Here is a 26,000-nt window from a genome sequence, read left to right as displayed (position 1 = left end):
CCCTCAGTCGAGGAACAGCGCGCGCAGGCGCTTCGTCGTGAAGACGAGTCCGACCGCGATCATCACGACGTAGTACAGGACGTGCCACAGCATGCCCGCCGACAGGATGCCGGTGGTCAGCCCGCGGATCAGTTCGACGCCGTGCCAGAGCGGCAGCGCCATGACGATCGACTGCACCCACTCGGGGTACACGGTGATCGGGTAGAAGGTCGCCGAGAACAAGAACATGGGCAGCAGGACGAAGTTGATCCAGTCCATGTGCTGGAACGTCTTCATGTAGCTCGTGACGGCCATGCCGAGACTGGCGAAGCCGAACGCGATGAGCAGCACCGCCGGGATCGCGAGGATCGCCGTCCACGCCAGGTTCAGCCCGAGGATCTGCATGACGATCATGAACCCGGTCGCGTAGAGCAGACCGCGCAGGAGCGCGTAAAGGATCTCGCCGAGCGCCACGTCGAGCGGACCGAGCGAGGTCGCCAGCATTCCCTCGTAGAGCTTGCCGTAGTTGAGCTTGAAGAAGACGTTCCAGGTGGAGTCGTAGATCGCGCCGTTCATCGCCGAGACGGCGAGGAGGGCGGGAGCGATGAACGCGGCGTAGCTCACCGGGATGCCCTGCGATGTCTCGACGTCGCCGATGAGCGCCCCGAGCCCCAGCCCCATCGACGCGAGGTAGAAGACCGGCTCGAAGAACCCGGAGAGGACGACGGCCCAACTCGACGACCGGGCGGCGAGGAAGCCGCGCTGCACGACCGCGCCGGGGTTGCCCGCCCACAGCGCCCGCACTCCCCCGCGACGCGCGGTGGCCTCGATGGTCGCGGCGCTCACTTCGCGAGCCTCTCGACGAAGACCTTGCGGCCCCACAGGTAGCCGACGCCCGCGAGCACGACGAGGTACGCGAGGTGGACGGCGATCAGCACCGGCGGCACGGCGGCACCGTACGTCGCCAGTCGGCCGAGCTCGGCGCCGTGCCAGAGCGGCGAGACCCAGCCGATCCACTGCAGCCAGACCGGCAGGGTCTCGAGCGGGTAGAAGGTGCCCGAGAACAGGAACATCGGCATGAAGACGAACCGTTGGACGAGCGCGAACTGCCCCTTGTCGTCTTCGATCGACCCCGCGTACGCCATGAGCGGGATGCCGAAGGCGAGGCCCGCGAGCAGACCCGCCGGGATCGCGAGCCAGCCGGTCTCGGGATGCGGCACGGTCGTCCATCCGATGCCGAGGGCACCCAGGAGCCAGATGAAGAGGTAGTACGCCGCGACCGCGAAAGTCATGCGGGCGGCGGCGCCGATGACGACGCCGTTCGCGATCTGCGGGCTCGACAGGGCGGACGCGTTGAACCCGAAGAAGTAGCGCCGCCACTTGAACCCGGCCATGACGGGGTAGGTCATCTCCTCGGAGGCGACCGAGATCGCCGCCGTGACGAGGAGAGCAGGGGCGACGAACACGAGGTAGTCCACCTGCACGCCGCGGTCGTCGATGGGCGCCTGGATGAGGGCGGCGAGACCCGCCGCGAGGCCCAGGAGATACAGCACCGGCTGTCCGAGGGCGCCGACGACGATCGTCCAGCCGTACGCGCGCATCGCGCGGACCATGTGCTCGGTCACGTACCAGCTGCCGTGCCGGCGCGGCTTGCGGCCCCACTCCAGGGCCTCGGCGCGCAACTCGTCGAGCGTCGGCTGCACCGACGGGGTCGTCTCACTCATTCGATCAGCGACCGTCCGGTGAGACGGAGGAAGACGTCCTCGAGACTCGAGCGGCGCACGAGACTCGTGAGGGGCTGCAGGCCCGCGGCCGTGACGCGCTCGAGCGCGGCCTCGCCGTCGTGCGCGTACACGAGGATGCGGTCGGGCAGCACCTCGATGCGATCGCCGACCCCCTGCAGCTGCGCCGCGACCTGCTCGTTGCGGTCGGACCCGAAGCGCACCTCGAGGACTTCGCGGCTGGAGTGCTCGCGGATGAGGGAGGCCGGGCTCCCCTCGGCCATGATGCGCCCCTTGTCGACGACGACGAGCCGGTCGCAGAGCTGCTCGGCCTCGTCCATGTAGTGCGTCGTGAGGACGAGGGTCGTCCCGCGCTCCTTGAGGCGGAACAGGCGGTCCCACAGGACGTGCCGCGCCTGCGGGTCGAGGCCGGTCGTCGGCTCGTCGAGGAGCAGGATGCGGGGGTCGTTGATGAGTCCGCGGGCGATCGTGAGGCGACGCTTCATGCCACCGGAGAGCTGGTCGACCTTACTCTTGGCCTTGTCCTCGAGCTGCGCGAAGGCGAGCAGCTCGTCGGCCTTCTCTCCGCACACCTTGCCGGGCAGCCCGAAGTACCGGCCGTAGATGTACAGGTTCTCGCGGGCGTTCAGCTCACCATCGAGGTTGTCCTGCTGCGGAACCACCCCGAGCCGGGAACGGATCTCGGGACCGTAGCGGTCGGGGTCGAGCCCGAGGATCGAGAGATCGCCGCTCGTGCGGGTAGAGACGGCGCCGATCATCTTCATCGTCGTCGACTTTCCCGCGCCGTTCGGGCCGAGGAGACCGAACGACTCGCCCAGCGCGACCTCGAACGACAGGCCGTCGACGGCGACGAAGTCGGGCTTACCCTTGGTCTTGTAGGCCTTCACGAGGCTCTCGGCGCGGATCACGGCTTCTGGCACCGCACCACCCTACCGACGGCATCGGACATCCCCTCAGCCGCGAGGGGGAAGATAGAGGGATGTCCACGCCCCGCCGCGGTCTGCGTCGCCCCTCGAAGGACGACGGCCCCCGCGCCAGCCTCCGCCAGCTCCTCCCGTTCCTGCTCGAGCACAAGGGCGTCCTCGTCGTCGTCGCCGTCCTGAGCGTCCTCGAGGCGGTCGCCACCCTCGTGCAGCCGCTCCTCGTCGGCGACGTCATCGGGCGCGTGCAGGCCGGCCAGGCCCTTGGCATCCTCGTCTGGGTCCTCGTGGGCCTCGTGGTCGTCTCGTCCCTCATCGGCGGGTTCCAGCACTACCTCCTGCAGCGCACCGGCACCGCGGTCGTCTACTCGAGCCGGCGGCGTCTGATCGCGAAGCTCCTGCACCTACCGGTGCAGGAGTACGACGCGCGGCGCACCGGCGACCTCGTCTCGCGCGTGGGCACCGACACGACTCTGCTCTACGCCGTCCTCACGCAAGGCTTCGCGGACTCGATCGGCAACGCGCTCATCTTCGTCGGCGCGATCGTCGCGATGCTCGTGATCGACCCGGTGCTGCTGCTGCTCATCGTGGTCGTGATCGGCGCCTCGGCCGCCGTCGTCGGCGTCCTGAGCGGACGCATCCGGCGGGCGACGTCCGTGCAGCAGGAGAAGGTCGGCGCACTCGCCTCGGGTGTGGAACGCGCGATCGGCTCGATCCGCACGATCCGGGCATCCGGCGCCGAATCCCGCGAGCAGGCGGCCATCTCGGCCACCGCGAGCGAGGCGTACGACGCCGGCGTGTCGGTCGCGAAGGCGTCGGCGGTCGTCGTCCCCGTGGCGGGCATCGCGCTGCAGGTGTCGCTCCTCGTCGTCCTCGGCGTGGGTGGTTTCCGCGTCGCGTCGGGAGCGATCGAGATCGCCCAGCTGGTCGTGTTCGTGATGTTCCTCTTCTTCCTCGTCCAGCCCCTCGCCTCGTTCTTCGGGGCCATCACGTCGGTGAACCAGGCCCTCGGCGCGCTCGGCCGCATCCAGGAGGTCCTCGACCTGCCGGACGAGACGGCAGAGGATGCCGCGATCGCCGCATCCGCCGTCGCCCCCTCCCCCGACGGCGCGGCCGCCATCGAGTTCCGCGACGTGCACTTCTCCTACCCCGACGCGGTCGTCCGCGCCCGCCGGAGCGCGCAGGACGAGGCGCTGAAGACCCTCGCGGACGCGCGCGCCCCCCTGCCCGAGGACGCCGAGCCGGAGCCCGAGGCCACGCTGCTGCGGGGCGTCTCGTTCCGGGTCCCGCGCGGCTCCCGCGTGGCCCTCGTCGGCCCGTCCGGCGCCGGGAAGTCGACGACCCTCGCCCTCATCGAGCGGTTCTACGACCCGACGGCCGGCGCCGTGCTCATCGACGGCGTCGACGCCCGCGCGCTCGACCGGCTCTCGCTGCGCGCCCGCCTCGGCTACGTCGAGCAGGACGCCCCGACCCTCGCCGGCACGATCGCCGACAACCTGCGGCTCGCGTCACCCGACGCGTCCGATGCGGACTGCGAACGGGTCCTCGCCGCCGTCAACCTGACGGACGTGCTGGAGCGCTCACCGCTCCGCCTGCAGGCACCCGTCGGCGAGGCGGGCGTCATGCTGTCGGGCGGCGAGCGCCAGCGCCTCGCGATCGCGCGGGCGCTGCTGGCCGCTCCTCCGATCCTGCTGCTCGACGAGTCGACGTCGTCGCTCGATGGGCTCAACGAGCAACGGATGCGGGAGGCGATCGACGCCGTCGCGGCCGGCCGCACGCTCGTCGTGATCGCCCACCGGCTCTCGACCGTCGTCGACAGCGACCTCATCGTGGTCCTCGACCACGGCCGCGTCGTCGGCCAGGGGACGCACGACGAACTCATCCGCGACGTGCCGCTCTACCGCGACCTCGCCGCCCGCCAGCTGCTCGTCTGACCCGAACGCACCGCGACCCGACGCGAACGGCGGCTCCCGGCATCCAGGAACAGCCGATCGCGTCGGGTCGACGGCCGAAACGTCGTAGATGGTCGCCTCCCGAGCGGGAGAGCGACATCTGCGACGTCTCGGCGACCGCGGCGCGTCAGGCGCGCTGGGTGCGGTGCAGGCGGTAGCGGAGGGCGGCGAGCTCGGCGTACAGGGCCGCGGGGACCTTACCGCCGAAGGTGCGGTAGAACTCCTCGGTGAGGTCGGCTTCGGCGAGCCAGGATGCCGGGTCCACCGCGAACAGCTCGTCGAGATCCGCCTGCGGCACCTCGATACCCGCAAGGTTGAGGTCTTCGGTGCGCGGCAGGCGTCCGACGGGGCTGTCGACGGCGCCGACGGACCCGTCGATCCGGCGGATGATCCAGTCGATGACGCGCGCGTTGTCGCCGAAGCCCGGCCACAGGAAGCGTCCGTCGGATCCCTTGCGGAACCAGTTGACCTGGAAGATTCGCGGAGCGCGGTCGAAGCGCAGCTGCTGCCCGACCTTCAGCCAGTGGGCGAAGTAGTCGGCCATGTTGTAGCCGCAGAACGGCAGCATGGCGAACGGGTCGCGGCGCAGCTCGCCGACGAGTCCCTCGGCGGCCGCGGTGCGCTCGGACGAGATGTTCGAGCCCATGAACACGCCGTGGGTCCAGTCGGTCGCCTCGACCACGAGCGGCACGTTGGTCGCGCGGCGGCCGCCGAAGAGGATCGCGTCGAGCGGCACCCCCTCGGGGGCATCCCAGTCCTCGGCGATCTGGGGGCACTGGTCCGCGCTGACCGTGAAGCGCGAATTCGGGTGGGCCGCAGGACGACCGGATGCCGGGGTCCAGGGCTTGCCCTCCCAGTCCGTGAGCTCGGCGGGTGCCTCGTCGGTGAGACCCTCCCACCAGACGTCGCCGTCGGGGCGCAGCGCGACGTTCGTGAAGATCGTGTTGCCCCAGAGCGTGTCGACCGCCGTCACGTTGGTCGACTCACCGGTGCCGGGCGCGACGCCGAAGAAGCCGGCCTCGGGGTTGATCGCCCAGAGGCGTCCGTCCTCGCCCGGGCGCAGCCAGGCGATGTCGTCGCCGAGGGTCTCGACGCGCCAGCCCGGGATCGTCGGGCGGAGCATGGCGAGGTTCGTCTTCCCGCAGGCCGAGGGGAACGCGGCGGCGACGTGGTAGGACTTGCCGGCCGGGTCGATGACGCGGATGAGCAGCATGTGCTCGGCGAGCCAGCCCTCGTCCCGGCCGATGACCGACGCGATGCGCAGCGCGAAGCACTTCTTCGCGAGGATCGCGTTGCCGCCGTAGCCCGAGCCGAAGGACCACACCTCGAGCGTCTCGGGGAAGTGCACGATGTACTTCTCGTCGTTGCAGGGCCAGGCGGCGTCCTGCTCGCCGGGCGCGAGCGGAGCGCCGACGGAGTGCACCGTCTTCACCCAGGGCTTGCCGTCGGCGATCTGCTCCAGCACCGACGCGCCGACGCGCGTCATGATCCCGATCGAGGTGACCGCGTAGGCGCTGTCGGTGACCTGCACGCCGATGTGCGAGAGCGGCCCGCCGACGGCTCCCATCGAGAACGGGACGACGTACATCGTGCGACCGCGCATGCTGCCCTCGAACAGGGGCGTGATGGTGGCGCGGATCTCGTCGGGCGCGATCCAGTTGTTCGTGGGCCCGGCATCCTCTTCACGCTCCGACGCGATGAAGGTGCGCGCCTCGGTGCGGGCGACGTCGCTCGGGTGCGAGCGGGCGAGGTACGAACCGGGCCGCCACTCGGGGTTGAGCTTGATGAGCTTGCCCTCGTCGACCTGCTGGCGCAGGAGCGCCTCGTTCTCGGCGGCGGAGCCGTCGACCCAGTGGATGCGGGCGGGCTTCGTGAGGGCGGCGATCTCGTCGACCCAGGCGTGCAGGGCCGCCATGCCCTCACCCGTGACGGTGGGGCGGATGCCGGTGGGCGCCGCCGCGGCTGTGTGCGCAGCCGGCGTGGGCGCGGTGGGGGTGGGGCGGGTGAACAGGTCTGCGATGGCCATTCGGCGCTCCTCGGTCGGGGTGGTCGTGGTTCCACTGTGACGGGTGGATCGCGGGGCTTTCCGGGAATGGAGACGTAAAGAATCCGAAATCTTTCGCTAAGCTCAAGATCATGGCGACGCCCCTCCAGCTCTCGACCCTCGGCCACCGCATCCGTCATCAGCGCCAGGCCCACGGGTACACGCTCGACGAGCTCGGGGCGATCGTCGGCATCGCCGGCAGCCAGCTCAGCCTGATCGAGAACGGCAAGCGCGAGCCGAAACTGTCGGTCCTGCAGGCGATCGCGACCGCGACCGGGACCGATGTGACCGACCTGCTCTCGAACGAGCCGCCGAACCGGCGGGCCGCGCTCGAGCTCGAGCTCGAGCGCGCGCAGCAGAGTCCGGTCTTCCGCCGCCTGGGCGTGGCTCCGGTCAAGGTCACCAAGACGATGACGGACGAGACGATCGAGGGGATCCTCGCGCTCCACCGCGAACTCGAGCGCCGGGAGCGCGAGTCGATCGCGACCCCGGAGGAGGCACGTCGCGCCAACACGGAACTGCGACTGCGGATGCGAGAGCAGAACAACTATTTGCCCGACATCGAGAAGCTCGCGGAGAAGAAGCTGAAGGCAGCCGGCCACACGACCGGTGCGCTCACCCACCGCACCGTCAGCATCATGGCGGAACAGCTGGGCTTCGAGCTGATCTACGCGAACGACCTCCCTCACTCCGCTCGCTCGGTCACCGACCTGGAGAACGGCCGGATCTATCTGCCCCCGGCATCCATCCCCGGCGGACACGGCCTGCGCTCGATGGCCCTGCAGGCGATGGCGCACCGCCTGCTCGGGCACACCCCACCCACGGACTACGCCGACTTCCTGCAGCAGCGCCTCGAGATCAACTACTACGCCGCGTGCTGCCTCATGCCCGAGACGGCATCCGTCGCGTTCCTGTCGCAGGCGAAGAAGGACCGGAACCTGGCCGTCGAGGATTTCCGCGACGCGTTCGGCGTCACGCACGAGGCGGCCGGGATGCGGCTGACCAACCTCCTGACGCAGCACCTCGACATCGCGCTGCACTTCCTGCGCGTCGACGGGGCGGGTGCCATCAACCGCGTCTACGAGAACGACGGTCTCCCGCTGCCCATGGACGTCACCGGCTCGGTCGAGGGTCAGGTCGTCTGTCGCAAGTTCGCGGCGCGGTCGGCGTTCGCCGAGCAGAACCGCACGACCGAGCACTACCAGTACACCGACACCCCCGGCGGCACCTTCTGGTGCTCGAGTCAGACCGGCACGACCGCCGAGGGCGAGTTCTCGATCACCGTCGGCGTTCCCTTCGACGACGCCCGCTGGTTCCGGGGGCGCGAGACGCAGAAGCGCGCCACGTCGACCTGCCCCGACGAGGCCTGCTGCCGGCGGCCGGACGCCGACCTCACCGAACGCTGGCAGGGCAAGGCGTGGCCGAGCGCCCGCGTGCACATGCAGATGTTCTCGCCGCTGCCGCGCGGGATGTTCCCCGGAGTCGACGACGGCGAGGTGTACGCGTTCCTCGACCGACACGCGTGAGCGTCGTGTTGATCGCCGCCGCGGGACGGGTGTAGCGCGAGTGAGGTTCGCCTGAAGTCCTGCGCCTGCAGGGCGCCCAGATGCTCGGCGACCTCCACGACGCTCGCCGCAGGCGAGGCGAGCAGGTGCGAGCGGAGCCGGTGCGCGCGGACCGTCGCGGCATCCGTCATCTCGGCATACGCCCGCTCAGGCCGACGTCGCGTACGGCTCGAGCGCGTCGATCACGCTCGAGGCGAAGTCGGCGCTCGCGCCCCAGTCGAAGCGGAACAGCGCCCCCTCGCCTCCGCCGGATCCGCGGAAGACGGCCTTCGTCGGGCCGGCGAGGTTCTCGATCACGACCGTGAGGGACGCGCGACTGCTCGTGCGCATGTAGTACTTCTCGAAGATCAGCAGCGCCATCTGGTGACCGGACTCCGTCGCCGTGGCGTGCTGCCCCACGCACTCGACCGTCATGCCCGACGACTGCACGTGGTCGAGGACGATGCGTGCCGCGTCGAAGGGGGTCAGGCTGATCTCCATCGTCTGCAGCATGACCGCAGTGTGGCACGCGGGCGTGATTCCCGCACGCGTCATGGCTACACTGAATGCCGTCCAGGGGCGCGACCGACCCTGGTGCTCGGAAAAGGGGCACGCAGCCACCCGCGACGCCGCGGGAAGCGAGACACATACGGCATCCGTCGTCATCGTCTCCAGGAGCATCCATGCCCACCGTCGCCGCCCACGTCGCCTCCGCCCTCGCCGCCCACATCGACCATGTCTTCGGCGTGATGGGCAACGGCAACGCCCTCGTCCTCGACGCCCTCGAGCGTCGCGACGACGTCACCTTCACCGCCGTCCGCCACGAGGCGGGCGGGGTCGTCGCCGCCGACGCGCACCATCGGGCCGGGGGCGGGCTCGCCGCCGCGACCGCCACCTACGGCGCCGGGTTCACGAACACGCTCACCCCGCTCGCCGAGGCGGCGCAGGCGCGTGTGCCGCTCGTGCTCGTGGTCGGCGACGAACCGACCTCGGGTCCGCGGCCGTGGGACGTCGACCAGCTCTCGCTCGCGTCGGCCGTCGGCGTCCGGACCTACACCGTCGGACGGACGGATGCCGCGGCCACGACGGTCATCGCCATCGAGCACGCCCTGTCGTTCCGCATCCCCGTCGTCCTCGCGATCCCCTACGACGTCGGCGGCCGCGAGGCGGGCGAGATCCCCGCGACACCCGATCCGGTGCTGCCCGCCCCGCTCGCACCCACCGGGCCCCACGCCGAGGCGACCGTCGCGGTGATCGCGCGTCTGCTCGCCACGGCGGAGCGCCCCCTGCTGCTCGCCGGTCGGGGCGCGTGGACCGCGGGGGCCGGCGACGAGCTCGGACGTCTCGCCGACGCGGCCGGGGCGCTGACGGCATCCACCGCCCTCGGCCGGGGAATCTTCCCGCGCGCGGAGTTCGACCTGGGGGTCACGGGCGGCTTCGGGGCCGAGCGGGCCATGGCGACAGTCCGCGAGGCCGACGTCGTCGTCGTTTTCGGCGCCTCGCTCAACCAGTTCACGATGCGCTTCGGCGAACTGTTCGCCCCCGACGCGACGGTCGTTCAGGTCGACGTCGCACCCGCGGCGACGCATCCGCAGGTCGGCCGGTACCTGCGGGCGGATGCCGCGCTCGCCGCGCGGGCGATCGTCGACGAGCTCGAGCGTCTCGGCGGCGGCGCGTCGCGCTGGCGGGACGGCGTCGACGTCGCCGCACTGCGCGCGCGGGAGCACGGCGACGGCATCGCCCCTGATGGCCGGCTCGATCCCCGCAGCGCGGCGGCGGCCATCGCGGAGCTGCTGCCCGAGGACCGCGTCGTCGTCTCGGACGGGGGCCACTTCATCGGCTGGGCCAACATGTTCTGGCCGGTCGCCTCACCCGACCGCATGATGATGGTCGGCACCGCCTACCAGTCGATCGGGCTCGGCTTCCCGTCGGTCCCCGGTGCGGCGACGGCGCGGCCCGAGTCGACGATCGTCCTCACGACCGGCGACGGCGGCGGGCTCATGGCGATCGCCGACCTCGAATCCGCCGTTCGGGTCGCCCGCGGCCGAGGCCTCGCGGTCGTCTGGAACGACGGCGCGTACGGCGCCGAGGTGCACTTGTACGGGGTGATGGGACTCGCGCGCGGTCCGATGGAGATCCCCGAGGTCGACTTCGCCGGCCTCGCCCGCGCCGTCGGTGCCGAGGGCGTCGTCGTGCGGACCCTCGACGACCTCGACGCGCTCGCACGCTGGCGGGAGCTGCCGGCGGACGAGCGCCCGTTCCTGCTGCTGGACCTGCGCGTGTCCGGCGCCGTCCGCGCGCCGTACCAGGAGGAGATCCTGCAGGTGAACCTGCGGCGCTGAGGCGCGAACCGTCAGGTGCGGGAGTCGGGGCGGCCCTCGAGGCCGGCCCGCCGACCGACCGCGAGCCAGGCGACGGGGCCGAGGACCGGGACGAACAGCACCACGAGGACCCAGGCGAGCGCCTGCACCGACGTGAAGCCTCGCCCTGCGCGCGCGAGCGACACGAGCGCGACGACGGCGAGCGCGACCACGATCACCGCGACGAGCGACCAGACCACGTCGTAGACGGACGGGAGCAGCGGGTTGACGATCACGTCCCCGAACCTACGCGGTCCGCTCACCGCGCGGCATCCCACCACTGCAGCGCGCGGAGCGCGAGGAAGGTGAGCCAGCGCGAGGGCTGCCCCTCGGGAGCGTCGACGTCGAACCAGCGGCGCCCTTCGAGGACGCGACCCTGGTGCCACGACCCGTCGGGCTGCTGCGCGGCCCGCACCAGGTCGAGGGCGGCGAGTGCGCTGTAACGGTGCCGGTTCGGGTAGACGAACTGCGTCACGAAGGGTCCGACGAGGTCGCCGGTCGACAGCCGGTACAGCAAGCGGCGCTCGAGCAGGTACTCCTGACCGCGTCGGCGACTGTCGTGCAGGGCGGTGTCGCCCGTGAACTCCTCGTAAGCGAGCATGCCCCGCAGGGCGTTGAGGGTCGAGTGGAACGAGCTGCGGACGGAATCACCCTCCTCGGCCTCACAGTTCCACCCGCCGTCGGCGAGCTGATGCTCGGGGAACCACTGCGCGAGCCGCGAGACGTCTGCGGCGAGCCAGGCCCCGGTCCCGAGCGTGAAGGCGTTGATGCAGACGTCGACCTCGCCGCCCCAGTAGGGCAGGTCGTCGTACTCCCACCGACTGTGGCGGTCGAGCTTGTCAGCGGTGTCCCCGAGGGCGGATGCCGGGACTCCCCACTCGCGCAGATCCTTCAGCGTCCAGGTCGTCGCCGTCCACGGCTGCCCCGGCATCTCCGCTTCAGGGCTGCCGAAGAACCCGGCCGGGAAGTACGCGCCGCCCTCCCACTGTCCGTCCTGACCCTGCTGCGCGAGCAGGGCCGCGCCGTACCCCTCCGTCGCGACGCGAGCGCGCGTCGCCTGCCACACCTCGGCGGGCTCCCCCGCGAGGTCGCGCTCGACCTGCCATCGCAGCGACGGGTCGGAGTCGCGCAGCCAGTGCAGGATCCGGGGATCGACGCTCATGCGCTCATCCTCCCGCGCGCCACCGACACCGGCCAGGGGTCAACGCCCAGGGCTCCCGCGGCGGTCAGCTCTCGGCGAGCATCTCGCCGTAGCCGTCCTCGAACGTCGGGTAGGCGAGCGGGCCGACGACCGAGCGCAGCAGCGCACCGTCGAGCACCGTGCCGTGCCGATCACCCGGTGCGCCGCGCGGCGGCACCGGCACCCCGAGGCGTCCGGCGAGGAACGTCACGACCTCGCCGAGCGTGGCGGGGCGCTCGTCCGTGCCGTGCAGCACCCGCGGCGGGGCGTCCGCGGAGAGCAGGGCGAGGATCGTCCGCACGACGTCGGTCTCGTGGATGCGGTTGGTCCGACGCTCGTGGTCGACCGGCACGCCGCCCTGCACCTGGCGGATGAGGCGGTCGCGCCCGGGCCCGTAGATCCCCGCCGGCCGCAGGATGACCGCGTCGAGCAGGTCGACGGCGCGCACCTCTCCGTCGACGAGCTGCTGCGCGCGCGGACCCGCCGGGCGCGGCTCGTCGGCCTCGGTCAGAGGGCGGTCGTCGCCGTACCCCTCGAAGACGCGCGTCGACGAGACCCACACCGTCCGCCCCGGCGCCACGGGAAGCGCCGCCGCCAGATGGCTCGCCGCCGCGGCGAGGAAGTCGTCGTCCCCGGGCGGCAGTGTCACGACGACGGCGTCGACGGCCGGCAGCGGGCGTTCCAGCGGACGCGAGAGGTCGGCCGCGATGTGGTGATCGTCGGGCTCGGGTGCCGCCGACCGCCGCAGTGTCCAGACCTCGCCGCCCGCGTCGCGCAGCGCGGCCGCGACACGCGAGCCGATCCGACCGGACCCGACGATGAGAGTGCGAGAAGGAGTCACCCCGTCATCCTCTCAAGCGCTTACCGGCCCGCGGCGATGACGGGCGTGTAACAAAGCGACGCTCCGGGGCCCGCGGCATCCCTCCCCGCGCGAGAATGAGGGTCGGCACCCGCCCGATCGCGCGGCGTCGCCACCCGAACCCCCTCGACCGAGCCTGCTCGGCGCCTCCGGAGGCCCTCATGTCCCGTCGTCCCGCCCTGCGCACCGCACTCGCGGCATCCGCTGCCGCCCTCGCCCTGCTCCTCGGAGGCTGCGCGTCGAGCGCCGCGCCGAGCGCCTCGTCCTCATCGGATGCAGGCCCCTCCCCCGACGACTACGTCACCCCCGGCAAGCTCACGATCGCGACCGGCGAGACCGCGTACGAGCCGTACGTCATCGACGACGACCCGGAGTCCGGCGAGGGCTTCGAAGCCGCCGTCGCCTACGCCGTCGCCGACAAGCTCGGCTTCGCGAAGGACGACGTCGAGTGGGTGCGGACGAGCTTCGACGCGGCGATCGCTCCGGGACCGAAGAGCTTCGACTTCAACGTCCAGCAGTACACGATCACCGACGAGCGCAAGCAGGGCGTCGATTTCTCGTCGCCCTACTACTCCGCCAGCCAGTCGCTGATCGCCCTCAAGGGCGGAAAGGCAGACGGCGTCACCGACCTCGCGGGGCTCAAGGACATCACGATCGGCGCGATGGCGAACTCCACGAGCGCCCTCACCCTCGACGCGCTCGACCTCGGACTGGAGCCGAAGCTCTACAACTCGAACGAGGACGCCACCGCCGCCCTGAGTGCGGGCCAGGTCGACGCCGTCGTCCTCGACACCCCGACCGCCTACGTCGCGGTGAACTTCTACATCGAGAACTCGTTCTTCGTCGGCGAGCTGCCGAAGTCGGGCATCGAGGACCAGTGGGGCCTCCTCCTCGCGAAGGACTCGCCGCTGACCCCCGCCGTCAGCGCCGCCGTCGACGAGCTCCGCGAGGACGGCACCCTCGCCGACCTCGAGGAGAGATGGCTCTCGGGTCTGACCGAGGGCGTCACCGAGCTCCAGTGAGGGCGCGCTAGCGTCGATCCGTGACCACCCGCATCCCGAGCGAGCTCGAGCTCGACCGTCGCGCCTACCGGCGCGGCCGCGAACGGCGATCCGTGCTGATCGCCATCGCGTCGACCCTCGTCTTCGCCGTCGTCGTCTGGGCGACGGTGATCAACACCGAGGGCTGGTCGAAGGTCCAGCAGAGCTTCTTCGACCCCGCCGTCGCGCTGCAGGCGCTGCCGAAGGTATGGGACGGGTTCCTCGTCAACCTCACCGTCCTCGGCATCTCGATCTTCACGGTCGGCGGCGTCGCGCTGGTGATCGCGTTGCTGCGGACGCTCCGCGGTCCGGTGTTCTTCCCGGTCAGGATGCTGGCGGCCGGCTACACCGACCTGTTCCGCGGCCTGCCGTTCATCATCGTCCTCTACTTGGTCGGGTTCGGTCTGCCGACGATCGTCGGCGAACGGATCGACGAGCTGTTCCTCGGCGTGCTCGCGGTGACCCTCACCTACTCGTCGTACGTCGCCGAGGTGATCCGCGCGGGCATCGAGTCGGTCCACCCGTCGCAGCGCCTCGCCGCCCGCGCGCTCGGTCTCGGCCACGTGCAGACGCTCCGCCGCGTCGTGCTGCCGCAGGCCCTGCGCAAGATGACCCCGGCGCTCATGAACGACTTCATCTCGATGCAGAAGGACGTGGGACTCATCTCGATCATCGCGGGGATCGACGCGATCGCCGGGGCGCGATCGGTGACCGCGACGACGTACAACTTCACGCCGTACGTCGTCGCCGGCATCCTATTCATCCTGCTCGCGATCCCCACGATCCGCCTCGCGGACTGGTACACGGCGCGGCTGCGCGAGCGCGAGCAGACGGGATCGGTGCTGTGAGCGCGGTCCTGCGAGCCACCGGCATCCACAAGTCCTTCGGCGACCGCGAGGTGCTGAAGGGCGTCGACGTGTCGCTCGCCGCGCACGAGGTCGTCGCCCTCATCGGCGCGAGCGGCTCGGGCAAGTCGACGCTGCTGCGCTGCCTCGGACTGCTCGAACCCATCGACGACGGGCAGATCTTCCTCGGCGACGAGGACATCTCCGACCCCCGCGTGGACGGCAACCGCGTGCGGGCACGGCTCGGCGCAGTGTTCCAGAGTTTCAACCTCTTCCCGCACCTGTCCGTGCTCGACAACGTGACGCTCGCCTCGCGCGTCGTGCACCGGGTGCCGCGGCGCGAGGCCGAGACCCGCGCTCGCGAGCTGCTCGCCCGCGTCGGCCTCGCCGACAAGGCGAAGGACCACCCCGACCGGCTGTCGGGAGGTCAGCAGCAGCGTGTCGCCATCGCCCGCGCGATCGCCACCGACCCCGACGTGCTGCTGCTCGACGAGATCACGTCCGCGCTCGACCCCGAGCTCGTCGGCGAGGTCCTGGAGCTCGTTCGCGATCTGGCCTCCGAGGGCGCGACGATCCTCATGGCGACGCACGAGATGGCGTTCGCGCGCGATGTCGCCGACCACGTCGTCTTCCTCGACGCGGGCACGATCGTGGAGCAGGGCCCGCCGTCGGAGGTGCTGCGGCATCCCCGCGAGGAGCGCACCCGCGCCTTCCTCGCCCGCTTCACCGGCTGAGGCCCCGCGCGGGTCACTCCCCTGTCACGACACGCCGCGCACCCCCGCAGTTTGCGACAGGCGAGCGGCGTCGGGCACCACCCCCAGGGCTCCCCTGTCACAACACGCCGCGCGCCTCCGCAGACTGCGGCTTCCGAAGACGAGAACGAGGGATGCCGGGCGACACCCGGCATCCCTCGTTCACGACATGTGCGTCAGGCGCGCAGGCCCGCCGCGCGCTCGGCGACCTCGACGACGTTCGTCATGAGGAGCGCGACGGTCATGGGGCCGACGCCGCCGGGGTTCGGCGAGAGCCAGCCGGCGACCTCCGCGACGTCCGGGTGCACGTCGCCGTAGACGCGGCTCTTGCCGGTCTCGGGGTCGTCCTCGCGGGTGACGCCGACGTCGAGCACCGCCGCGCCGGGCTTCACGTGCTCGGCGGTGACGATGTGCTTCACACCGGCTGCGGCCACGATGACGTCGGCCTCGCTCAGGTGCGCGCCGAGGTCGGTCGTGCCGGTGTGGGTGAGCGTCACGGTCGCGTTGTACTCGCGGCGCGTGAGCAGCAGACCGATCGACCGGCCGATCGTGACACCGCGGCCGACGACGACGACGTGCTTGCCCGCCAGGTCGTAACCGTTGCGCACCAGCAGCTCGATGACGCCCCGCGGCGTGCACGGCAGCGGCGAGGTGATCGGGGTGTTGACGTTGAGTATCAGGCGGCCGAGGTTCGTCGGGTGGAGGCCGTCGGCATCCTTCTCCGGGTCGATGCGCTCGAGGATCCGGTCGGTGTCGAGGTGCTTCGGCAGCGGCAGTTGCACGATGTAGCCGTGGCATGCCGGGTCGGCGTTGAGCTCGTCGATCAGCGCCTCGACCTGCTCCTGCGTCGCGTCGGCGGGGAGCTCCCGCTGGATCGAGTTCATCCCGATCGCTTCGGACTGCCGGTGCTTCATCCCCACGTAGAGCTGGGATGCCGGGTCCGCCCCCACGAGCACGGTGGCGATGCCGGGCGTCACACCGTGCTCCTTGAGCACGGCCACTCGCTCCGCCAGCTCGGTCTTGATCGCGGCCGAGGCCGCCTTGCCGTCGAGGACCCGTGCGGTCATCGTGTCTCCTGTCGTCGCCCCTCGACCGCGAGACTGCACCGGGAGCTCGAGACTGCGGTCCGCGACCACTGTCTCGAGGCGTGCGTGCAGTCTCGCGGGCGGAGGAGGGGCCGGATGCCGGGGGTCACTGCTGGAGGCCGGGGTACAGCGGGAACGCGTCGGCGAGCGTCGCGACGCGCGCGCGGAGCGCCTCGAGGTCGGCGCCGGGCTGCAGAGCCAGGGCGATGACGTCGGCGACTTCGGTGAACTCGGCGTCGCCGAAACCGCGGGTCGCGAGCGCCGGCGTGCCGATGCGGAGCCCCGACGTGACCATCGGCGGGCGCGGGTCGTTCGGGACCGCGTTGCGGTTGACGGTGATCCGGATCTCGTGGAGGAGGTCCTCGGCCTGCTTGCCGTCGATCGCCGCGTCGCGGAGGTCCACGAGGACGAGGTGCACGTCGGTGCCGCCGGAGCGGACCGAGATGCCGGCATCCTTCACGTCCTGCTGCGAGAGCCGGTCGGCGAGGATCGCGGCGCCCGAGACGGTGCGCTGCTGGCGTTCCTTGAAGGCGTCGGACGCCGCGAGCTTGAACGCGGTCGCCTTGGCGGCGATGACGTGCATGAGCGGCCCGCCCTGCTGGCCCGGGAAGACGGCCGAGTTGATCTTCTTCGCGATGTCGGCGTCGTTCGTGAGGATGAAGCCCGACCGGGGGCCGCCGATCGTCTTGTGCACGGTCGACGAGACGACGTGCGCGTGCGGCACGGGCGAGGGGTGCAGGCCCGCCGCGACGAGACCGGCGAAGTGCGCCATGTCGACCCAGAGGAGTGCCCCGACCTCGTCGGCGATCGCGCGGAACGCGGCGAAGTCGAGCTGACGCGGGTAGGCGGACCAGCCGGCGATGATGACCTTCGGCTTGTGCTCGAGGGCGAGACGCCGCACCTCGTCCATGTCGACGAGCGAGGTCTCGGCGTCGACGCCGTACGCGACGATGTTGTAGAGACGGCCCGAGAAGTTGATCTTCATGCCGTGGGTCAGGTGGCCGCCGTGGTCGAGCGAGAGGCCGAGCAGCGTGTCGCCGGGGCGGGCGATCGCATGCAGCACGGCGGCGTTGGCCGAGGCGCCCGAGTGCGGCTGGACGTTGGCGAACTCGGCGCCGAACAGCGCCTTGGCGCGCTCGATGGCGAGCTCCTCGGCGACGTCGACGACCTCGCAGCCGCCGTAGTAGCGGCGACCGGGGTAGCCCTCGGCGTACTTGTTGGTGAGGACGGAGCCCTGCGACTGCAGCACCGAGACGGGAACGAAGTTCTCGGAGGCGATCATCTCGAGGAACCCGCGCTGGCGGTCGAGCTCGCGCTCGAGCACATCGGCGATCTCAGGATCGACCTCGGAGAGGGGGGCGTTGAACAGCGAATCGGTCATGACGATCTCCTGACGACGGCTTTCGGGATGAGGAATCTCGCATCGGCCCAGGCGCGCGGTCGAATGCCGTGTCAATCGCTCCCCGGTGGTAGCCCACCTCAACGCCAGTCGCGACACTGCGAGCATAACGGATGCCGCCGCTGCTAGGCTGGCCCGATCGGTTTTGTTAGGACACCTTACAGAACGGTGGTGGCGGTGCTCCCCCTCCCCCTCGTGCCCCTTCCCGCAGACGTCGCCGTCGCGGACGGCGCCCCATTCGCGCTGACGGGGGCGGCGGTGACGGGCGATCCGGATGCCGCCGCGCACCTGCGTGCGCTCGTCCGGACCCGCACGGGACTCGACCTCGGCACGGGCGACGGCATCGCACTGGCGGTCGACGGGTCGGGCCCGGCGGAGTCGTACCGACTCGAGGCGTCGACCACCGGCATCCGGATCACCGGAGCGGATGCCGCGGGCCTCTTCTACGGCGTGCAGACCCTCGTCCAGCTGGTCGGACGCGACGGCGGCGCGTGGGTCGTCCCCGCCGTGCGGATCGTCGACGGCCCGCGGTTCGCGTACCGGGGCGTCATGCTCGACGTCGCACGGCACTTCCACGACCTCGACACCGTGCGGGCGTACATCGACCGTGCGGCATCCCTCAAGCTCAACGTCCTGCACCTGCACCTGTCGGACGATCAGGGCTGGCGGCTCGAGCTGCGCTCGCACCCCGAGCTCACCGCGGAGGCGTCGGCCACCGCCGTCGGCGGCGCCCCCGGCGGGTACTACACGCAGGACGACTACCGCGCGATCGTCGCGTATGCAGCATCCCGGCACATGACGGTCGTGCCCGAGTTCGACATGCCCGGCCACACGCACGCCGTCGGGCTCGCGTACCCCGAACTCGCAGAGGCCCCGGCCGTCGAGGTCATCACCGAGGGGTCGACGCCGGTCGCCGGCGCGCCCTACACCGGGATCGGCGTCGGGTTCTCGTCGCTGCGCATCGGCGAGGAGGCGACGGATGCCTTCGTGCGCGACGTGTTCGCCGAGCTCGCCGAGCTCACCCCCGGCCCGTGGCTGCACTTCGGCGGCGACGAGTCGCTCGGCACGACGCCCGAGGACTTCGCCCAGTTCGTCGCCTCCGCCAGCGCCGCGATCACGGCGCTCGGCAAGACCCCGGTCGCCTGGCACGAGGCCGGCGCCGCGGCGGGTCTCGCGCCCGGCACGGTCGGCCAGTTCTGGGGCTTCGTCTCGCCGACGGATGCCGCGGCCCGCCACGCGCGCGCGTTCGCCGAGCGGGGCGGCCGGCTCATCCTGTCGCCCGCCGACGCGGTCTACCTCGACATGAAGCCCATCGCAGACTCCCCGCTGGGGCTCACCTGGGCGAACGGTCCGACGAGCCTCGCCCGTGCGTACGACTGGGAGCCGACCCGTGTCGTGGACGGTGTCGACGAGGCGGCGATCCTCGGCGTCGAGGCGCCCCTGTGGACCGAGACCGTCGCGACCCTCGAGGACATCGACGCCCTCGCGTTCCCCCGCATCGCGGCCGCGGCGGAGATCGCCTGGTCGCCCGCGTCGGGCGCGGAGCGCTCGTGGGCGTCCTTCCGCAGCCGGGTCGGCGGTCTCGGACCGCTGTGGACGACCCTCGGCATCCGCTTCCCCGCTCTGGAGGAGGTCCCGTGGACGACCTGAGCCGCATCGTCCACTCGGTCCGACTCGTCGACGGCGGCACCGAGACCCCGGACGCGTGGATCCACGTCGTGGCCGGCCGCGTCGCGGCATCCGGCACAGGTGACGCCTGGCGCGAGCTCGACGCGGACGAGGTCGTCGACGCGCGGGAGGTCGCCGGCGACGCGGCTCTGCTCACACCCGGCTTCATCGACCTGCACGGCCACGGCGGCGGCGGCCGGGCGCACGAGGAAGGGCGCGACGCGATCCTCGCGGCCCGCGCGCTGCACCTCGCCCACGGCACGACCCGCGCGGTCATCTCGCTCGTCGCCGGCTCGCCGGCGGATCTGCAGACCCGCCTCGGTGTCATCGCGGATCTGGCGGAGACGGATGCCTCGGTCCTCGGCGCGCACCTCGAGGGACCGTTCCTCGACCCGGGTCACCACGGCGCGCACGACCCCGCACTTCTCGTTCACCCGACACCCGACGCGATCGAGGCGCTGATCGCCGCCGCGCGCGGCTCGCTCGTGCAGGTGACCCTCGCCCCCGAGCTGCCCGGCGGACGCGACGCGATCGCACGCCTCACCGCCGCGGGCGTGGTCGTTGCGGTGGGTCACACCTCCGCCGACGCCGACCTCGCCCGCGACGCGTTCGAGGCGGGCGCCACGCTGCTCACGCATGCGTTCAACGCGATGCCCGGCCTGCACCATCGCGCCCCCGGGCCGGTGGGCGCGGCGACCGGCGACCCGCGCGTGACGATCGAGGTCATCGCCGACGGCGTGCACGTGCACCCCGACGTCATCCGCATCCTCTTCGCCGCCGCCCCCGCCCGCATCGCGCTCGTGACCGACGCGATGGCCGCCGCCGGGGCGACCGACGGGACCTACCGCCTCGGGTCGCTCTCCGTCACGGTGCAGGCGGGCGTCGCGCGGCTCCCGGACGGCACGATCGCGGGGTCGACGCTCACGCAGGACGCCGCTCTCCGCACCGCCGTCGCGGCGGGGGTCGCGCTGCCGGACGCGGTCACGGCCCTGACCTCGACGCCCGCGCGCACGATCGGCCGGCCGGAGCTCGGCTCGCTCGCCGTCGGCGCCGTCGCCGACGCGGTGCTGCTCGACGCCGATCTGCAGGTGCGGCGGGTGTTCGCCGGCACGGTCTGACGCGGCATCCGCTCGGCGCGTTCGGTACGCAGTCCGCAGGGTTCGCGCCGTCGTCTCGGATCAGTCGCCCATGGGCCGTTTCGGCCGTGAGCGAACCGCCGGGACTGAATTCCGTACCGCGGCCCGCCTCAGACCCCGGTCACCGCGGTCGCGCCCGCCAGGAGCGCCGCGCCCCGCGCGCCAACCGGCGCGTTCCGGGGCGTCGACACCACGCGATCCGCCAGCTCCAGCGAACCCAGGAAGGCAAACCCGGATGCCGCAGTAGCCAGGGCCGTGCGCACCGGATCACGCAACCGCTCACCGAGGTGCGACACCCCGCCACCCAGCACCACGACATCCACGTCGGCGGTCAGGACGAGCAGCTGCACGGCCGAGGCGACCCCGCGCACGACGTCCGCGCGCAGGCCCGCGGCGAGCGGGTCGCCCACCTCCGCCGCGTCGAACACGTCGGCCACCGGCAGGGCGGCGGGCCGCGCCCAGCGGGCGGCCACGGCCGCACCGCCGGCGAGCGCCTCGATGCACCCGCGCTGCCCGCACGAGCAGGCGGGCCCGGCGGGGTCGACGCTGACGTGGCCGATCTCGCCCGCAGCGCCGCGCGCGCCGCGCCATGGCATCCCGTCCCGGACGATGCCCGCGGCGATGCCGGTTCCGAGATTCAGGTAGGCGATCGACCCGGCACCGGGTAGGAGGGACGCCGCACCGACGGCGGCCGCGCGGACGTCGTTCTCGACGACGGGGCGGAGCCCGGTCCGGGCGCCCACCACCTCGGCGAGGTCGAGCACGTCGATGCCGAGGTTGAGCGCGTGGCGCACGACACCGTCCGGCGACACCTGACCCGGCACCCCGATCCCCAGCGCGTCCGGGCGCGCGCCCCCGGCCACGCCCGTGACGACGGCGACGATCCCGTCGACCACGGCCTCCGGGCCCCAGCCGGTCGCCCGCCGCTCCTCGGCGATGACGCGTCCGGCGTCGTCGAGCGCGACGGCGAGGGTCTTCGTGCCTCCGACATCCAGTCCGATGCGCACGTCAGCCCTTCACGGCGCCGGACACGAGTCCACCCGACATCCGTCCCTGCACGATCAGGAAGAAGACGACGACGGGGATCGAGATGAGGGTGGATGCCGCCATCACCGCCCCCCAGTTGGTGGCCTCGGTCGCGGACTGGAACGACAGCAACCACGGCGGCAGGGTCAGGTTCTGACCGCGCAGCAGCAGGAGCGCCATCGTGAACTCGTTCCACGACTGGATGAAGGCGAACACCCCCGTCGCGACGAGGCCCGGGGCGAGCAGCGGGAAGGTCACCTTCCAGAACGCCTGCGAGCGGGTGCAGCCGTCGATCATCGCGGCCTCCTCGAGGTCCACCGGGACGCCCGCGACGAAGCCGCGGAGGGTCCAGATCGTGAAGGGGACGACGGCGGCGACGTAGACGATGCCGAGCCCGACGAGCGTGTTCATGAGACGCCAGTCGTCGATCATCCCGTAGATCGTGAACATCATCGCCTCGCCCGGGATCATCTGGACGATCAGCACCGCGACGATGAAGGACCGGCGCCCGCGGAAGCGGATGCGGGCGACCGCGATCGAGGCGAGGAAGGCGACCAGCAACGTGACGACCAGCACACCGACGGTCACGAGCCCCGAGCTGAGGAGTCCGTGCACGAAATCGGTCTGCCCGGGCGCCGCGGGCCGCGTCCACGCGGTCTCGTAGTTGCGGAGCGTGAAGTCCAGCGGCAGGAAGCTCGGGGTGCGGCTGATGATCGACTCGCCGCTCGTGAACGACATGTTCAGCATCCAGTACACGGGGAAGACCGAGCAGGCGAACACGACGAGGGCGGCGACGTTGAGCAGGATGCGGCCGAGCGGCGAGCGCCGCTGCCGCCGCGCCGCGAGCGACCCGGTGACGGGCGTCTTCGCGTGGCCGACGGGTCCGGCGACCTCGTCGACGCCGACGGTCGAGAGCTGGGCGGCGGGGGTGATCTGGGTGCTCACAGCTCCTCCTCCTTGAGAGTCGTGCGGACGTAGCCCCACGAGAGGGCGAGCAGGAGGATGACGGTGAGCACGCCGATCGCGCTCGTCACCCCGAACTCCCCCACGCCTTGCCGGAAGATGTAGGTGCCGAGCACGTTCGTCTCCGAGACGAGACCGCCGCGCTGCTGGAGTGTGTAGACCTGCGTGAAGATGCGGAGGTTCCAGATGACCTGGAGCACCACAACGACGGTGACGACGTTGCGGAGGTAGGGGTAGACGACCAGGCGGAAGCGCAGCAGCCCGGTCGCGCCGTCGAGCGACGCCGCTTCGAGCACCTCGCCCGGCACCTGACCGAGCGCCGCGTAGAGCGTAAAGGCCGCGAACGGGACGCCCTGCCAGACGACGATGATCGTCAGCACGACGAAGAACGACCACGGGTCGAGCAGCCAGGAGTGGTTCGTGAAGTCGCTCGTCCCGGTGACGGTGTTGAACAACCAGTTCACGAGCCCGTACTCGGCGTCGAAGATCCACCCCCACACCGTCGTGGCCGCCAGCGGCGGCATCGCCCACGCCAGGAGCAGCCCGACCGACACGAGCAGCCGCCAGCCGCGCGTGAGGCGCGTCATGAGCACCGCGACGAGGGCACCGAGCCCGACGATGAACACGGTCATGACGAGCATGAGCCCGAGGCTGCGCACGAGCACCGCCGGGAAGTCCGACGCGGTGAACACCTCGAGGTAGTTGGCGAACCCGACGACGTCGGGCAGGGTTCCCTGCACCTTGTTGCGGATCGAGTAGTCCGTGAACGACTGGACCACCATGAGGACGGCCGGGTAGCCCACCATCACCGCGAGGATCACGAGGGAGGGACCGAGCAGGGTCAGTGCCGCCGCCCCGTCCTTGCGACGACGGGCACGTTCGCGCGCGGCGCCGGCGAAGCGGTCGCGGGGTGCCCGCGCGGGAGCGGGCCGGGTCAGGGTGACGGTCATCGGCATCCTCCGGAAAAGGGTGCAGGGGGCGTCGCCGCCCCCTGCACCGGGGGTCACGAGTTGAGGATCGACTCGATCTGGCCGTCGAGCTCGGTCGCGATCTGCGTGACGTCGCCGCCCTGGGCGATCTTCACGAGCGCGTCCTTGATGACGCCCGCGGATTCGACCTCGGCCCACTTCGGGCTGGCCGGGACGGCCTTGGAGGATGCCGCGGCCTTCGCTGCCTCGGCGGTGATGGCGTCGTCGGGCAGGTACTGCGCGAACGAGGTGCGCGCGGGGATGAGGCCGTTCTCGGCGAGGATCTTCTGGTAGCCCTCGGAGAGGATGATCTCGAGCGCCGCCTGGGCCTTCTCCTGCGCGTCGGACTTCGCCGCGATGGCGACGTTCGAGCCGCCGGCGAAGACGGGGGCGACCTCGCCCGCGCTCATGCCCGGCAGGGCGAAGGCGGCGAGGTCCTTGCCGGCGCCGTCGGGGCAGCCCGGCGCTTCGGCGTCCGCCGGCGCGAGGATCGACCACTTCACCCATGCGGGCGCGGAGAGGAACCCGATCTCGTCGGCGCAGAAGGGCACCTGCGGGTCGGCCTCGTCGGCGTCGGCGGGAGCGATGGTCGCGTTCTCGTAGACGTCCTGCAGCATGGTCAGGCCGGCGACGCCACCTTCGCTCGAGAAGCCGCCGACCCAGGTGTCGCCGTCGAGAGTGGCGATCTCGCCGCCGTTCGCCCAGATGTAGGGCAGGGCGTTGTACCAGTCCTTGCCCGGAGCGTAGATGCCGGACTTCGTGGCGGTGGTGGCCGCGATCCCGTCCTTCACGTAGTCCTCGAGGGTGGTGGGGATCTCGCCCGAGAAGGTCGACGGCGAGTAGAACACGACGCGCGACCCGGCGTAGTAGGGCGCCGCGTAGAGCGTGCCGTCCTCCGATCCGAGGTCGACGAAGCTCTGCAGCATGTCGTCGCCGCCGAGGTCGTCCTGGGTGCCGGAGAGGTCGGCGAACAGGCCCTGCGCGATGAAGCCGGGCGCCTGGGTGTTGCCGACCTCGACGATGTCGGGTGCATCGTTGGACGACAGCGCGGCGACGTACCCTTCGGCGGTGTCGGCCCAGGTCTTCTCCTCGATCGTGAGGGTCCACCCGTCGTTCTGCTCCTCGAAGGTCTTCTCGAGGTAGTCGCGCGCGTCCTGGGGGGTGTCGGTGCCGACGAGCCAGACGGTCAGGTCGCCGGTCTCGGCGCTTCCTCCCGCGGGGGTCGAGGCGCCGGCGCAGCCGGACAGGACGAGGGCCGACGCGCCGAGGAGCGACAGTGCTCCGAGGGTCTTCTTCATAGCGGTTCCTTCACTGTGTGGGATGCGGCGACCCGGGCGGATCGTCGCGGGAGATGCGGGTGATGCGGGTGATGCGGGGGTCAGGACACGCCGAGACGGCCGGACAGGACCATGACGGCCGCACCGCGCAGGACGATGTGCTCGCTGTGGGTCGACATGCGCACCTGGAGCCCGTCGTGGAACGTGGCGAGGGTCCGGGTGCGTACCGTCTCGGCGGCAGCCTCGGCGAGGGTGCCGCCGAGCAGGTCGGCGGGGCCGGAGAGGGCGATCTCCGACAGATCGAGGGCGCCGACGATCGGCGCGAGGGCGATGCCGAGGCGCTCGCCGGCGTCGCGGAGCACCCCCTGCGGGTCGTCCGCGGCGGCGAGCCGCTCGGTGAGGGCGGGGACCGCGAGCCAGGCCTCGAGGCATCCGATCTTGCCGCAGGCGCACGCGGGGCCGCCGTCGGTCCCGACCGTCACGTGGCCGATCTCGCCCGCGGCGAAGCGGGCGCCGGCAAGCGGCTCGCCGCCGGTGAGGAGCCCCGCACCGACACCGCGGCCGACCCGGACGAGGATGACGTCGTCGCCCGCTCCCCCGAACGTGTGCTCGGCGAGGACGGCCGCGTTCGCGTCGTTGGCGACGAGGACGGGGAGACCGAGCTCGGCCTCCAGCTGCCCGGCGAGATCGACGTCCGTCCACCCGAATCCGGGCGCCGCGAGCACGACGCCGCGGTCGTCGACGACACCGGGCGTGCCGACGCCGAGGCCGAGCACCGGCGCGTGCGCGTCGGCGATGACGTCGCGCGCGAGGCGGACGATCGCGGCGAAGACGTCGCTGCGATCGGCGGGTACGTCGACGGCGTGCCGGGCGACGATCTCGCCGTCGAGGGTGAGCACGGCGCCCGCGAACTGCTCGCTGCCCGACAGGTCGAGCCCGGCGATGCGGTGGCCGTCGCGGTCGATGTCGACGAGGATCGCCGGTTTTCCGGGACCGGATGCCTCGCGCACCCCCTGCTCGATCACGTAGCCGTCGTCGATGAGGCCGGCGACGAGGTCCGAGATCGTGACGCGGGTGAGGCCGGTCTCGCGGGCGAGGTCGGCGCGGCTCATGGCGCCCTGCGTGAAGAGCGCCTGGAGCACGAGCGCGCGGTTGTGGGCGCGGGCGTGCTCGGGCAGGATCTTGCCGGCGGTGCGGCGGCTGCGGGTCGCGGGGGCGGGTCGCGTCGGGGTCGACATGTTTGTTAGTAGACCTTACGAAT

Annotated in this window: 23 protein-coding genes and 1 riboswitch; of the genes, 8 read left to right on the top strand and 15 right to left on the bottom strand. The window is 71.6% G+C overall.

Annotated features, from left to right (window positions below):
* Positions 1-3: 3 nt before the first annotated feature.
* Genes ACPEH2_RS00545 through ACPEH2_RS00535 form a run of 3 tightly spaced genes read right to left on the bottom strand, consistent with a single transcriptional unit; the run spans position 4 to position 2,641 of the window.
* A complete protein-coding gene (locus ACPEH2_RS00545) occupies positions 4-825 on the bottom strand; it encodes an ABC transporter permease (RefSeq protein ID WP_359918159.1) in 822 nt (273 codons plus the stop codon).
* On the bottom strand, positions 822-1,703 hold the full coding sequence (locus ACPEH2_RS00540; RefSeq protein ID WP_359918161.1) for an ABC transporter permease: 882 nt from the start codon (positions 1,701-1,703) through the stop codon (positions 822-824). The genes ACPEH2_RS00545 and ACPEH2_RS00540 overlap by 4 nt, the downstream gene beginning before the upstream one ends.
* Entirely contained in the window at positions 1,700-2,641 is a 942-nt protein-coding gene (locus ACPEH2_RS00535; protein ID WP_359918162.1) for an ABC transporter ATP-binding protein, read from the bottom strand. The genes ACPEH2_RS00540 and ACPEH2_RS00535 overlap by 4 nt, the downstream gene beginning before the upstream one ends.
* Positions 2,642-2,700: 59 nt before the next feature.
* On the opposite strand from ACPEH2_RS00535, the gene ACPEH2_RS00530 reads away from it, so the two are divergent.
* Positions 2,701-4,575 (top strand): ABC transporter ATP-binding protein, encoded by a 1,875-nt coding sequence (locus ACPEH2_RS00530; protein ID WP_359918164.1) that lies wholly within the window; start codon positions 2,701-2,703, stop codon positions 4,573-4,575.
* A 145-nt stretch (positions 4,576-4,720) separates the two neighbouring features.
* On the opposite strand, the gene ACPEH2_RS00525 is transcribed toward ACPEH2_RS00530, so the two are convergent.
* Positions 4,721-6,619 carry a phosphoenolpyruvate carboxykinase (GTP) gene (locus tag ACPEH2_RS00525; protein ID WP_359918166.1) on the bottom strand — a complete coding sequence of 633 codons (1,899 nt, stop codon included), beginning with the start codon at positions 6,617-6,619 and terminating at the stop codon, positions 4,721-4,723.
* A 110-nt stretch (positions 6,620-6,729) separates the two neighbouring features.
* Between ACPEH2_RS00525 and ACPEH2_RS00520 the strand changes: the two genes are divergently transcribed.
* Positions 6,730-8,163 (top strand): helix-turn-helix domain-containing protein, encoded by a 1,434-nt coding sequence (locus ACPEH2_RS00520; RefSeq protein WP_217531631.1) that lies wholly within the window; start codon positions 6,730-6,732, stop codon positions 8,161-8,163.
* A 186-nt stretch (positions 8,164-8,349) separates the two neighbouring features.
* On the opposite strand, the gene ACPEH2_RS00515 is transcribed toward ACPEH2_RS00520, so the two are convergent.
* Positions 8,350-8,736, bottom strand: coding sequence for a DUF6054 family protein (locus ACPEH2_RS00515; RefSeq protein WP_423718009.1), 387 nt, complete (start codon positions 8,734-8,736; stop codon positions 8,350-8,352).
* 128 nt (positions 8,737-8,864) lie between these two features.
* Between ACPEH2_RS00515 and ACPEH2_RS00510 the strand changes: the two genes are divergently transcribed.
* Positions 8,865-10,523 carry a thiamine pyrophosphate-binding protein gene (locus ACPEH2_RS00510; protein WP_423718008.1) on the top strand — a complete coding sequence of 553 codons (1,659 nt, stop codon included), beginning with the start codon at positions 8,865-8,867 and terminating at the stop codon, positions 10,521-10,523.
* Between the two features lie 11 nt (positions 10,524-10,534).
* Here the strand turns inward: ACPEH2_RS00510 and ACPEH2_RS00505 are convergent, their stop codons facing one another.
* The 3 genes from ACPEH2_RS00505 to ACPEH2_RS00495 form a co-directional block, all read right to left on the bottom strand.
* Positions 10,535-10,777 carry a PLDc N-terminal domain-containing protein gene (locus ACPEH2_RS00505; RefSeq protein WP_423718007.1) on the bottom strand — a complete coding sequence of 81 codons (243 nt, stop codon included), beginning with the start codon at positions 10,775-10,777 and terminating at the stop codon, positions 10,535-10,537.
* Positions 10,778-10,800: 23 nt separating this feature from the next.
* A complete protein-coding gene (locus ACPEH2_RS00500) occupies positions 10,801-11,703 on the bottom strand; it encodes a squalene cyclase (RefSeq protein WP_423718006.1) in 903 nt (300 codons plus the stop codon).
* Between the two features lie 64 nt (positions 11,704-11,767).
* Entirely contained in the window at positions 11,768-12,562 is a 795-nt protein-coding gene (locus tag ACPEH2_RS00495; protein ID WP_423718005.1) for an NAD(P)H-binding protein, read from the bottom strand.
* Between the two features lie 179 nt (positions 12,563-12,741).
* On the opposite strand from ACPEH2_RS00495, the gene ACPEH2_RS00490 reads away from it, so the two are divergent.
* Genes ACPEH2_RS00490 through ACPEH2_RS00480 form a run of 3 tightly spaced genes read left to right on the top strand, consistent with a single transcriptional unit; the run spans position 12,742 to position 15,199 of the window.
* Entirely contained in the window at positions 12,742-13,602 is an 861-nt protein-coding gene (locus tag ACPEH2_RS00490) for an ABC transporter substrate-binding protein (RefSeq protein ID WP_423718004.1), read from the top strand.
* Positions 13,603-13,622: 20 nt separating this feature from the next.
* Positions 13,623-14,468, top strand: a complete 846-nt coding sequence (locus tag ACPEH2_RS00485) for an amino acid ABC transporter permease (RefSeq protein ID WP_359918176.1) — start codon at positions 13,623-13,625, stop codon at positions 14,466-14,468.
* Complete coding sequence (locus ACPEH2_RS00480) at positions 14,465-15,199, top strand: amino acid ABC transporter ATP-binding protein (protein ID WP_359918178.1); 735 nt, start codon at positions 14,465-14,467, stop codon at positions 15,197-15,199. The genes ACPEH2_RS00485 and ACPEH2_RS00480 overlap by 4 nt, the downstream gene beginning before the upstream one ends.
* A 194-nt stretch (positions 15,200-15,393) precedes the next feature.
* Here ACPEH2_RS00480 and ACPEH2_RS00475 read toward each other — a convergent pair whose 3' ends face one another.
* On the bottom strand, positions 15,394-16,284 hold the full coding sequence (locus ACPEH2_RS00475; protein WP_359918180.1) for a bifunctional methylenetetrahydrofolate dehydrogenase/methenyltetrahydrofolate cyclohydrolase: 891 nt from the start codon (positions 16,282-16,284) through the stop codon (positions 15,394-15,396).
* 124 nt (positions 16,285-16,408) lie between these two features.
* Positions 16,409-17,683 (bottom strand): serine hydroxymethyltransferase, encoded by a 1,275-nt coding sequence (gene glyA, locus ACPEH2_RS00470; protein ID WP_423718003.1) that lies wholly within the window; start codon positions 17,681-17,683, stop codon positions 16,409-16,411.
* A gap of 38 nt (positions 17,684-17,721) precedes the next feature.
* A riboswitch (ZMP/ZTP riboswitch) is annotated at positions 17,722-17,805 on the bottom strand.
* A 67-nt stretch (positions 17,806-17,872) separates the two neighbouring features.
* Here glyA and ACPEH2_RS00465 point away from each other — a divergent pair.
* Positions 17,873-19,351: a family 20 glycosylhydrolase gene (locus ACPEH2_RS00465; protein WP_359918184.1), complete on the top strand. Its 1,479-nt coding sequence runs from the start codon at positions 17,873-17,875 to the stop codon at positions 19,349-19,351.
* Entirely contained in the window at positions 19,339-20,487 is a 1,149-nt protein-coding gene (nagA, locus tag ACPEH2_RS00460) for an N-acetylglucosamine-6-phosphate deacetylase (RefSeq protein WP_359918186.1), read from the top strand. The genes ACPEH2_RS00465 and nagA overlap by 13 nt, the downstream gene beginning before the upstream one ends.
* Before the next feature lie 128 nt (positions 20,488-20,615).
* On the opposite strand, the gene ACPEH2_RS00455 is transcribed toward nagA, so the two are convergent.
* The 5 genes from ACPEH2_RS00455 to ACPEH2_RS00435 form a co-directional block, all read right to left on the bottom strand.
* Entirely contained in the window at positions 20,616-21,512 is an 897-nt protein-coding gene (locus ACPEH2_RS00455; RefSeq protein WP_359918188.1) for an ROK family protein, read from the bottom strand.
* A gap of 1 nt (position 21,513) precedes the next feature.
* A complete protein-coding gene (locus tag ACPEH2_RS00450) occupies positions 21,514-22,476 on the bottom strand; it encodes a carbohydrate ABC transporter permease (protein ID WP_359918190.1) in 963 nt (320 codons plus the stop codon).
* Positions 22,473-23,444 (bottom strand): carbohydrate ABC transporter permease, encoded by a 972-nt coding sequence (locus ACPEH2_RS00445; RefSeq protein WP_359918192.1) that lies wholly within the window; start codon positions 23,442-23,444, stop codon positions 22,473-22,475. Before ACPEH2_RS00445 ends, ACPEH2_RS00450 begins: the two co-directional genes overlap by 4 nt.
* Before the next feature lie 53 nt (positions 23,445-23,497).
* The gene (locus tag ACPEH2_RS00440) at positions 23,498-24,760 is read right to left on the bottom strand and encodes a sugar ABC transporter substrate-binding protein (RefSeq protein WP_423718002.1); all 1,263 of its coding nucleotides are present in this window, start codon (positions 24,758-24,760) and stop codon (positions 23,498-23,500) included.
* A gap of 80 nt (positions 24,761-24,840) precedes the next feature.
* Positions 24,841-25,977 (bottom strand): ROK family transcriptional regulator, encoded by a 1,137-nt coding sequence (locus ACPEH2_RS00435; protein ID WP_359918196.1) that lies wholly within the window; start codon positions 25,975-25,977, stop codon positions 24,841-24,843.
* Positions 25,978-26,000: the final 23 nt, after the last annotated feature.

Source organism: Microbacterium sp. NPDC064942 (assembly GCF_049545525.1).
GTDB lineage: Bacteria > Actinomycetota > Actinomycetes > Actinomycetales > Microbacteriaceae > Microbacterium > Microbacterium gawkjiense.
This window is presented reverse-complemented; position numbering and strand designations above follow the sequence as displayed.